General features: G+C 66.4%; 9 protein-coding genes. 5 read left to right on the forward strand and 4 right to left on the reverse strand.

Annotated elements, in window-relative coordinates; all coding sequences use genetic code 11:
* Positions 1 to 423 precede the first annotated feature (423 nt).
* Together BM228_RS32205 and BM228_RS32210 are read left to right on the forward strand one after the other, a co-directional pair.
* The gene (locus tag BM228_RS32205; protein ID WP_092047276.1) at positions 424 to 1,404 is read left to right on the forward strand and encodes an ABC transporter substrate-binding protein; all 981 of its coding nucleotides are present in this window, start codon (positions 424 to 426) and stop codon (positions 1,402 to 1,404) included.
* A 540-nt stretch (positions 1,405 to 1,944) separates the two neighbouring features.
* Entirely contained in the window at positions 1,945 to 2,904 is a 960-nt protein-coding gene (locus tag BM228_RS32210) for a helix-turn-helix domain-containing protein (RefSeq protein ID WP_092047278.1), read from the forward strand.
* Positions 2,905 to 3,132: 228 nt separating this feature from the next.
* Here the strand turns inward: BM228_RS32210 and BM228_RS32215 are convergent, their stop codons facing one another.
* From BM228_RS32215 to BM228_RS32225, 3 genes are read right to left on the reverse strand one after another with little or no spacing between them, the layout of a single operon-like run.
* Complete coding sequence (locus tag BM228_RS32215; RefSeq protein ID WP_092047280.1) at positions 3,133 to 3,630, reverse strand: RidA family protein; 498 nt, start codon at positions 3,628 to 3,630, stop codon at positions 3,133 to 3,135.
* Positions 3,627 to 4,052, reverse strand: coding sequence for a c-type cytochrome (locus BM228_RS32220; RefSeq protein ID WP_092047282.1), 426 nt, complete (start codon positions 4,050 to 4,052; stop codon positions 3,627 to 3,629). The genes BM228_RS32215 and BM228_RS32220 overlap by 4 nt, the downstream gene beginning before the upstream one ends.
* Positions 4,049 to 5,644, reverse strand: coding sequence for a flavin monoamine oxidase family protein (locus BM228_RS32225; protein ID WP_092047284.1), 1,596 nt, complete (start codon positions 5,642 to 5,644; stop codon positions 4,049 to 4,051). Before BM228_RS32225 ends, BM228_RS32220 begins: the two co-directional genes overlap by 4 nt.
* Before the next feature lie 364 nt (positions 5,645 to 6,008).
* Between BM228_RS32225 and BM228_RS32230 the strand changes: the two genes are divergently transcribed.
* Positions 6,009 to 6,911 carry a lytic transglycosylase domain-containing protein gene (locus BM228_RS32230; protein ID WP_244537426.1) on the forward strand — a complete coding sequence of 301 codons (903 nt, stop codon included), beginning with the start codon at positions 6,009 to 6,011 and terminating at the stop codon, positions 6,909 to 6,911.
* Positions 6,912 to 6,994: 83 nt separating this feature from the next.
* Positions 6,995 to 7,897: an alpha/beta hydrolase gene (locus BM228_RS32235; RefSeq protein WP_092047286.1), complete on the forward strand. Its 903-nt coding sequence runs from the start codon at positions 6,995 to 6,997 to the stop codon at positions 7,895 to 7,897.
* A gap of 62 nt (positions 7,898 to 7,959) precedes the next feature.
* On the opposite strand, the gene BM228_RS32240 is transcribed toward BM228_RS32235, so the two are convergent.
* On the reverse strand, positions 7,960 to 9,549 hold the full coding sequence (locus BM228_RS32240) for an ABC-F family ATP-binding cassette domain-containing protein (RefSeq protein ID WP_092047288.1): 1,590 nt from the start codon (positions 9,547 to 9,549) through the stop codon (positions 7,960 to 7,962).
* A gap of 182 nt (positions 9,550 to 9,731) precedes the next feature.
* Here BM228_RS32240 and BM228_RS32245 point away from each other — a divergent pair.
* Positions 9,732 to 9,975 (forward strand): helix-turn-helix domain-containing protein (locus BM228_RS32245; RefSeq protein ID WP_208612145.1); only part of this gene is annotated, 244 nt, incomplete at its 3' end.

Genomic DNA, 9,975 nt, shown 5'->3' on the forward strand with positions numbered 1-9,975 from the left:
ATCGCGCTCGGCACCGACAACGAACCGTCCCATGCCATCCTCCGGTCGTGCAGAGGAAAGCTACCACCTTCGGGGTTTTGACACAGCCAGGACCCGTAGCGGCCGTACAGACCGCTGTCGGCGTTTCTCGAAAGCGGCCACCGTCTCTTTCCATGAAACCCTTCAACTACACACTGCCTCTGGAGGCCCCGCATGGTTCCGCACTCAATTGGCTCCTCCGTCGGGTTTGGACCAAGATCCGAGCGCTTCAAGCTTGGTCCAACACGTTCCAGGCCGAGCCTGAGAGTTTAGTCTCCGATCCGCCTCCGCCCTTGATAAGTTGGTCTAGGCCACGTATTATATCATAAGTTATCGCATTCACCGGCGCGAAGATATATCTCACCAATCGTGTGTGGTCTCCGCGTTTAACGATTGCTCACAGCAATGCTTAAGCTGATGCTGACCCAAATGCTGGCCCTTGCAATTTTCTCGACGGGCGCCGTCGGCGATCAGAACTTAAAAGAAAGAAAAATCTCGGTCATCACAAATTTTTCTGAAGCAGATCCTGCGGCCCAAATTCTCGTAAAACAATTTGTAGATACGTTAAACAACGACAAACCTAAAGATACATTTATAAAATATGAGTATTATTGGTCTAACGGAAATGTTGAGTCTGCTCGGCGCTACGCCAAGAACATTGCTTCGAATCAACCTGATTTGATATTTGCTGCGACGACACCTGTGGTACGAGCCCTTTTACAAGAAACAAAAACAATACCTATCATATTTGCTACAGTAGCTGATCCAGTCGGGAGCGGCTTTGTAGCAAATTTTGCTGCCCCTGGGAAAAATGTTACGGGATTTGTCAATTCAGAAGGCGGCATCGCCGGCAAGTGGGTGCAATACCTGAAAGAGTTGATACCGGGAATGACATGCGTATCGATGATGTATAATCCGGCCACCGCTCCATACTATAAGTACTACGTTTCTCCATTCGAGGAAGCATCGAGATCATTGAATGTGACGGCCACGCTTTCTCCTGTTGCCACTGAGAAGGATATCGAAGACACAATAGAAGGGCTGTCGACAAAAAGATGCGGTCTCATTTTGATGAACGACAGCTTCAATTATGTACATCGCCGAATAATAGCCTCGACCTCTGAGAAGTATGGCATTCCGGTTGCCGCCTATAACAAGGCGACCGCGCAAGATGAGGCACTAGTGGCTTATGGTCCCGAAGAGGCGGACGCGTATAAAAAGGCCGCTGGGTATGCCAAGAAAATAATCGACGGCGCTGAAGTAGGAAATCTGCCAGTTCAGCTTAATACTCATTTTTATCTATCTATTAATATCCGCAAAGCCAAAAAACTAGGAATAGAAATTCCCGCCTCTTTTCTCTCGCGGGTTGACGAAGAGATAGAATAAATCCGTAGGACGTTCGTATTAAGTTGTCATGATTTGATATCTTACAGTATATAACGAATTACATCCGCTTTAACGTGTGTGTCTTTTAGAAGCGGACCGGCCGAAAACCACCGATGCCAGTCACTCCGCTGACGGTCACAACCTTCCGTAAGCGGACGCTACCGGTCGCGGCCGGCCATTCGCGAAAACGCCTTTTCATCGCGAGAACGCAGGCCGCCAACGTGGAGACCGGTTCGGCTGGAGCGAGCGCGTTCCCTCAAGGAGTGAGAGGCGAGCCCGATTGCAACGCGATCGGGAACGTCGCCAGGAGGCCACACACGGCCCATCACGCATCCGATAAGTGTTCACGCATCCGTGTTCGACGCCGCGCTTTCACAGCGGCAGCCATACCTCAGCGATCCAGCGCAGCTCAGTCACACCTGAATACGACAGCTGTCTGCAACTCAAAATTTATTATTCGTTAGATTTGCAAACCTGAGTTGCGCGCGCTAGCGGGATTTGTTCGTCCGTTCGGCATCGCGGTTACTGAAGTATCGTTTCATGCAAACATTGTTTTCCACCGACGGGCTCAAACCCCGGGATAGCTTCAAGCGGTGGCGGGAGACCTTGTTCGAGCGGCTCATGCCCCTCGAGATGGAGCGCCTGGACGACAGGCCCTTCGAAGGCCGCATGGAGGGCACCCGTATCGGTCCCATGCTCGTGAGCCGCGTCTCGCAGGGCGCCCTGCGGAGCGAGACGACGCCCCGAGCGGCGCGCGACCACGAGCGGGCCGGCATGGCCGTCGTCGTGCTCAAGCGCACCGGCACCTCCACCTGCCTTCAGGGCGACCGGGACTCGGTGCAGCGACCGGGCGATATCGTCGTGCTCGACCGCCGACCGGCTGTCGTGGCGACGAGCGCGGGCAGCCAAGCCGTGTTCCTGGAATTGCCCCGGGAGCGCCTGGAGAGCGCGCTCGGGCCGACCCGGCTCTACACCGCGCTGGCGATGAGGGCGGATCAGGCCTCTGCCTCCCTGGTGCAGACGTTCTTCCAGGAACTGATCCAGGTGCGCTCCCGGCTCGACCCGGACAGCGCCGAGCGGATGGCGTCGATCGGCGTGGACCTGATCGTCGCCTGCATCGCCGAGCGCATGGCCAAGGAGGTGCCTCGGCCCCTGCACGGCACCGTCGTGGTCCAGCGGGCCAAGGCGTTCGTCGAGGCCCATCTCGGCGATCCGACCCTGGATCCGCCCCAACTCGCAGCCGCGGTCGGCGTGTCGCTGCGCCGGCTACAGGAGCTGTTCCACGAGCGCGGCCAGCACATCTCGGACTGGATCTGGCAGCGCCGGTTGGAGGCGGCCGCCAAGCGCTTGTCCGACCCGGGCTGCGCCCACCTGTCGATCGGCACCCTGGCCTATGGCTGCGGCTTCGCCAGCCAGGCCCATTTCTCCCGGCGCTTCAAGGCGCAGTACGGCATGGCCCCCCGCGAGTATCGCCACGCCGCCTTCGTGCGCAGGCCGTAGGGTTTCATCGATGCGGGGGGGGGGCCGTCTCGGTCACCGAGGCTGCTGACCTTGGGTGTCGATGAGACGACCCTTTGCAGCCCGTATCAAACGTCGGACTTGGACCACGCGTTTCCATCGACGCCATGACGGCGGCCGGAGAAGCCGTCTTCAAGCCAACGCCTCCCGGGCTCGCCTGCGGCGCCCCGGGATGACGAGGTGCGTGTGCGGATGTCCGTACAGCCCAAATCACGGCCGCACGGCGGTGACCTCGATCTCCACCAGCCAGCCGGGATTGGCGAGCGCGGCGACCTGGACCGCCGAGCGGGTGGGCAGGTTCGGCTGGGCCGCGGTGCCGAATTGTTCGCGGTAGGCCTCCATCAGGCCGGCGAAGTCCAGGTGGCCGCCCTTGGCCGGATCGCCGACGATGAACACCGTCATCTTCACCACGTCGCGCAGCGACAGGTTGCGGCGCTTCAAGGCGGCCTCGATGGAGGCCAGGGTCGAGGCGGTCTGGGCGCGGGTATCCCCGAAGGACGCCAAGGAGTTCTTCTCGGCGTTGGGGTTGATCACCGAAGGCCCGAAGCCACTGAGATAGACGGTCGCGTGCCCGGCCGGCACCTCGACCGCCTCCGAGATCGGGAAGTCCGAGCCCGGGATCGGATACCGGACGATGTCCTCGGCGAGCGCCGGCCCGGCCGCCAGGGCGAGCGCGAGGGGTGCGGAAATCAGGGTTCGTCCGATCATGGCCGTGCCGCCTTCACATCCTCGGGGGCGACCGCGTCGCCGTACGGGTTGTCGAAATGGGTGCGGACGTAGTTCACCACGTCCGCGACCTGGGTGTCGCTCATCATGCGCCCGAGCGGGGGCATGCCGCGCAGGCCGTACAGCAGCACCGTGACGGGATAACCGGCGCTGGCGAGTTTTTGGTTGTGCCGGAGCGGGGGATAGGAGGCTGCGCCGACCGCGCCCTCCCCGCCCGCCTGATGGCAGGCGGCGCAGACCTGGGCGTAGAGCGCTTCGCCCCCGGCCTCGGTGAAGGTTTTGCCCTCGCTCATCGCGGGGCCGGCCGATGGCAGGGCCGCATGGAGGGCGTGCTCCTGCGCGGCGGCGCCGACGCCCGTGGCGAGGAACAGCGCCAGGGTTCGGGTGATCGCAAAAGCCCTCATGCCGCCAAAACCCTCTTGTGAAGCCGCGTGACCGCATCGAGGGCCGAGAGGATCGCGCCCTCCTGCCAAGCGGGGATGTACGAGGCGTGCTCGCCGGCCAGCATGATCCGCCCGTCGATCGCGCATAGGTTGTCGTAGTGCTGGGCCCGGGCCTCGTCGGTCCAGTCGCCGGCGCAGCCCAGGGTGAACGGCACCCGGTGCCAGGCCACCGCGATCCCGGTCTCGAACTCCGTGTTGTATTGCGGGTGGATCTGGCTGCCGTAGGCCACCGCCCGGCGCACCCGCTCGGCGGGGCTCATCGCTGTAAATTCGTAGGAATTCGGCCCGTTCCAGGTATAGGCGCCGAGCAGTACGCCCTTGCCGCCGGCATTGTAGCCGGTCGCGGGATAGGCGATCTGGCGGATCGGCAGGTCGGTGTAGGAGATGCCGCCGAAGATGTGCTCGTCCTCCTCCCAGAAGCGCCGCTTGAATTGCAGGCCGATCTTCACCGACGAGGCGTAGGGCACGGCGTCGATCGCGGCCTTCATCTTGGGGCCGACCTGGGTGGGGATCTGGCTCAGCACCGTCAGCGGCAGGGCGCAGACGCACCAATCCGCATGGGCCTGCCGCACCGCGCCGCCCTGGGCGAGATCCTGGTAGGTGGCGGTGACGCCGTGGGCATCCTGGGCGATCTCCGTGACCTTGGCGCCGTACCGGATCGTGTCCGGCGGCAGGGCGCGGGCGAAGGCCTCGCCGATCCGGCCCATGCCGCCCACCGGCTGGAACATCGTGGTCTGGAATTCGTACAGCAGGAAGTTCTGCAGGCCGCGCCAGAGCCGCGAGGTCAGGATGTCGTGCAGCGCCATCGGCTCGCCGTCGACTGGGCGCGCCGAGAGCCCGCCGCCGGGATCGTGGGCGTAGCCGCGGAATTCCGAGGAATCGGGGCCGGCGCGGTAGGCGAGGTCCTTGTCGAGGCCGCCAAGCGACCGCAGAGCCTCGATCAGGATCTCCTGGTCCTCCTTGGAGACCTGCGCGTCCAGGGCACCCTTGCGGGTCGCCTTCGCCAGCAGTTCAGCGGTGGCGCCGTCGAAATCGGTCTTCACGGTGCGGATCCGCTGCGGCTTGCCGCCGAAGCCCCTCGTGCTGTGCACGAAGGCGTTGTGGTTGAGCTGGATGAACGGCTCCAGGGCCACGCCGAGGCGGCGGCAGTAATCGAGCACGCCGTGGTGGTGGTAGGGGATCCGCCAGGGGCCGGGATTGAGGTAGAGGCCGGCGTCGAATTCGCACCGCTGCGTGGCGCCGCCCAGCTCCGTGTAGGTGTCGCCGCCGCGCAGCGACCAGTTCCGGCCGCCGGCGCGGGTGTTGTATTCGAGGATCTGCACCCGGTAGCCGGCCCGGTGCAGCTCAAGCGCCGCGGTCATGCCGGCGAGCCCGGCCCCCAGGACCAGCACCGACGCGCCCTTGGGATCGCCGTCGAGCCGGATCGGCCCGCGATAGGGCGATTCCTCGGCGAAGCCGAGGCTGGTCATGACCTGATAGGCCGCCGCACTCCCGGCCGCGGCGCCGACCATGGCGATCAGCTTGCGCCGACTGAACTCCGATGCCTCTGCCATCTCGCTTCCCGTCTCCCGATCCGGATGCGTCAAGGACGGTTCCGGTTAAGCAAGCCGGGGGCCAAGTCTGGAGCCGGACAAATGAAACGTTCGCTCTGCAGCGTCAATTTGGGTGAATTCGATCTGGGATTTGCAACTTAAGCGGATGTGTGACGCAGAAAATCATCGCTGTCTGTGATCTTGCTTCGGATCACGCCAGATATCGCGAAACTCGTCTCTCCAAACCACGACCTCATACTGAGGCTCTCTGCGCTCGCGCCTCAGGATGAGGGCGCGGGTGGGATCTCCGGAAGACTTGCGCCGCGTCATCGCTCCCCCAACCGTACGGATTGATCCCCCCGTGCGCCCCGCTACAAGCGGTTGTGTGATCGCCCCCCCTCTGCGCCTCGGCGCCCTCCTGATCCTTCCGCTTCTCCTCGCCGGCCCGGCCGTGGCGGCTCCGTCCGAGGGGGCCACCGAGACCGTCGAGCAGGCGCTCTGCCGCCTCATCGACGACTCCGCCAAGGCGCGCGGGCTGCCGGTGCCGTTCCTGACGCGGCTGATCTGGCGGGAGAGCAGTTTTCGCGTGGGCGTCGTGAGTTCGGCCGGCGCGCAGGGCGTCGCGCAGTTCATGCCCGGCACCGCCCGGGAGCGCGGGCTGCTCGACCCGTTCGATCCCGAGCAGGCGATCCCGCATGCCGCCCACCTGCTGGCGGATCTCAAGAGCCAGTTCGGCAATCTCGGGCTCGCGGCCGCCGCCTATAACGGCGGGGCCGCCCGGGTGAGCAAATGGCTGTCCGGCGAGGGCGGCCTGCCCGCCGAGACCCGCGCCTACGTCGCCGCCATCACCGGAGCGCCGGCCGAGGATTGGCGAGGCGGCGCCGCGATCACCTATCCCGAGGGCGGAGCGCCCGAGGCGAAGGAGAAGCAAGAGGCCAAACCGGCGGCGCCCGTCACCTGCATGCAGGTGACCGCCAGCCTGCGCATCCCGTCCCGCGGCGACCGCTTCGCGATCGGGCCCAACGAGGGTCCGGCGGCGCCCTGGGGCATCCAGCTCGCCGGCAACTTCTCCAAATCGCTGGCCCTGCAGAGCTTCAACCGCGCCCGCAACGCCTATGCCGGGGTGATCGGCGAGGCGCGGCCGATGATCATCGGCACCCGCCTGCGCAACCGCGGCACCCGGGCGTTCTACCGGATCCGCCTCCCCGCCCAGAGCCGGCAGGCCGCCGACGATCTGTGCGGCCGCATCCGCAAGGTCGGGGGCGCCTGCATCGTGCTGCGGACCTGATTTTTTACCTGAAGCCTCGCTTCCGTCATCAATCCGCCCCGAGCGGCGCCTTGAATGGGTCAATCAGGGCAACCGGACGGGAAATGACACGACTCCTCATCGCGTTTGCCAGCCTTCTCGGCCTTGGGCTCGCGGCGTTCGGCTTCAGCGCCGCCTCGCCGCTGACTCTGTTCGACGCGATCGGCCCGCGGGATGCCGGTGGCCGCCTGGCCGCCCGGGACCAGGCCTTCGGCGAGGGGAAGCGGCGCCGGCTCGACGTCTACGTGCCCACGGTGGCGGCCGAGCGGGCGCCGGTGCTGGTCTTCTTCTACGGCGGCTCCTGGCAAAGCGGCTCCAAGGACGATTACGCCTTCGTCGGCCATGCGCTGGCCGCCCAGGGCTTCGTGACGGTCCTGCCGGATTACCGCCTGTTCCCGGAGACGGCCTTCCCGGGCTTCCTGGAAGACGGCGCCGCGGCGCTGGCCTGGGTGCGCGACAACATCGCATCCTATGGCGGCGATCCGCGCCGCATCGTGCTCGCCGGCCATTCGGCCGGAGCCTACAACGCCGTGATGCTCGGGCTCGACCCGCGCTACCTCACTGCCGCCGGGGTCGATCCCAAGGCGATCAAGGCGGTGGCCGGCCTCTCCGGCCCCTACGACTTCCTGCCGCTCGATCAGGACACCACCCTCAAGGTGTTCGGTCAGGCTCCTGACCTGCCGCTGACCCAGCCGATGACCTTCGCGGGCCCGCTCTCGCCCCCGACCTTTCTGGCCACCGGCGAGGCCGACACGGTGGTGAAGCCCCGGCACACGGTGAGCCTCGCCGCCAAGCTGCGCGCGGCCCACGTGCCGGTGCAGGAGCGGGTCTATCCCGGGCTCGACCACAAGGACACGCTGCTGGCCCTCTCGGTGACCTTCCGCTCCAAGGCCCCCGAACTCGCCGAGATGGCGTCGTTCCTGATGCGCCAGGCGGCCGGGCGCTCGCAGTACACGATGCGGCGCTAAAGCATCGTCCCGAAAGGTGGTTTCCGGCTTTCGGGAACAAACGATGTGCGAGCCAATCCTGTTCAAACGCAATTCCGGGCCTCGATCTCGACATTCCGCTCGATGCCGACCGCTTCCAAGAACGCCGGATCGTGGCTGACCACGAGCAGTGCGCCGTCGTAGCCGCGCAACGCCTGCTCCAGCAGCGCCACGGACTCGATGTCGAGATGGTTGGTCGGCTCGTCCAGGATCAGCAGCCAGGGTGCCTGTGGCCGCCCGAGGAGGCCGGCGAGCCCGGCGCGCAGGCGCTCGCCGCCTGAGAGCGTCTCGACCCGCCGCTCGGCCTCGCGGTTACGGAAGGCGAAGCGGGCACAGACGGCATACGCCTCCCGTTCGCCGAGGCTTGGGTTCAAGCGCCGGACATTGGCCAGGATGCTGGCCGCGGGATCGAGCAGCCCGACATGCTGGTCGAGCAGGGCGATGCGGCCCTCCGCCCGCCGCACGCGCCCCGCCACCGGCCTCAACGCGCCAGCCGCCACCTTCAGCAGGGTCGTCTTGCCGGCGCCGTTCGGGCCGCCGATCGCGACCCGCTCCGGCCCGGTGATCGCGAGCGTCCAGGGGCCGAGCGGCCCGCCGCCGGGATCGGCCACGACATCGTCCAGGGCGAGCAATTCGGCGCCGGACGGCAGGCCGCTCGACGGCAGTATGATCGTGAGCGGCGCCAGCACCTCGACCCGCGCCCGCGCCGCCTCGGCCCGGGCTGCGGCTTCGCCGATCAGCCGCTCGCCGACGGCCCGGGCGCGAGAGCCTGTGTTTTCGGCCCGCTCGGCCTGGGCGCCGAGCAGGATTTTCGGCGCCGACCCCTTGGCCGCGAAGGCGCGACCGGCCCGGTCGCGCCGGGCCTTGGCCTCGCGTTCCTGCTGCGCGGCCGCGCGCGCGTCGCGCAATTGGGCGCCGGCCCGCTCCAGCGCGGCGGCGGCCCGGGCCCGCTCGGCCTCCCGCCAAGCTGCGAGGGCGGACCAGCCGCCGCCGACGATCCGCACGCCGAGGGGCGTCAGTTCGACGATGCGGTCGACATGCTCCAGCAGCGCGCGGTCGTGGCTCGCCACCAGCACGCCGCCGCGCCAGTCGCGCAGCAGCGCCCAGATCGTGTCCCGCCCGGGCCGGTCGAGATTGTTGGTCGGCTCGTCGAGCAGGATCAGGTCGGGCGCCTCGACCAACAGGCGGGCGATGCCGACCCGAGTGCGCTCGCCGCCCGACAGGGTGCCCACGCGCCGGTCGAAGGGCCATCCCGGCAGACCGGCCTCCGCCAGGGCGGCTTCGAGGCGCGGCTCCAGGGTCCAGTCGGCGGCCTCTAAATCCTCGGCGCTGCCCTGCCCCGTCAGGATGCGCCCGAGCACGGCCAGCGGTTCGGAGACCCCGAGGGCGTCGGCGAGCGTCCAATTCTCCGGCCAGTCCTGCCGGAGCAGGCCGACCGTGCCGGACCGGCGCACGGAACCGGCAGAGGGCTCGGCGAGGCCGGCGGCGACGCGCAGGAGCGACGACTTGCCCGAGCCGTTGCGGCCGACCAGGCCGATCCGCTCGGCCCCGAGGGAGACGTTCAGGTCGTCGAAGAGGGTCTGGCCCTCAGGCGTGCGGAGGGCGACACCGTCCAGGGTGAGAAAGGCAGACATGGCGAGCCGGGTGCGTGGACGAGACAGGGCGACATGTGATGTTCGTCCGGTCGTTCACGGCGGCGCGCTCCTCTATGGCTGCGGCGGAACGCTAGAGCAGTCACCGACCGGGTTGAATCGTCTGGGGTTTCCGCCACGACGGGGTTGTGATTCGATGCGCGGCTTTCCGAGGAGGAGAGCCGATGGCGTCTGCCCTATCTGTCGATCTGCGCGAGCGGGTCGTGGCTGCGATCGAGGCGGGCGCGTCACGCCGGGAAGCGGCACGACGTTTCGAGATCAGCCCGGCCAGCGCCGTGCGCTGGCACGGGGCCTTCGTGCAGGAGGGGCGGACGCAGGCCAAGCCGATGGGTGGCGATCAACGCTCGCACACTATCGAGGCGCAGGCCGACCTGATCCGGCAGACCTACGAAGAGCAGCCGGAGCTGT

Origin of the sequence: Methylobacterium pseudosasicola, from assembly GCF_900114535.1 — a bacterium.
Taxonomy (GTDB): domain Bacteria; phylum Pseudomonadota; class Alphaproteobacteria; order Rhizobiales; family Beijerinckiaceae; genus Methylobacterium; species Methylobacterium pseudosasicola.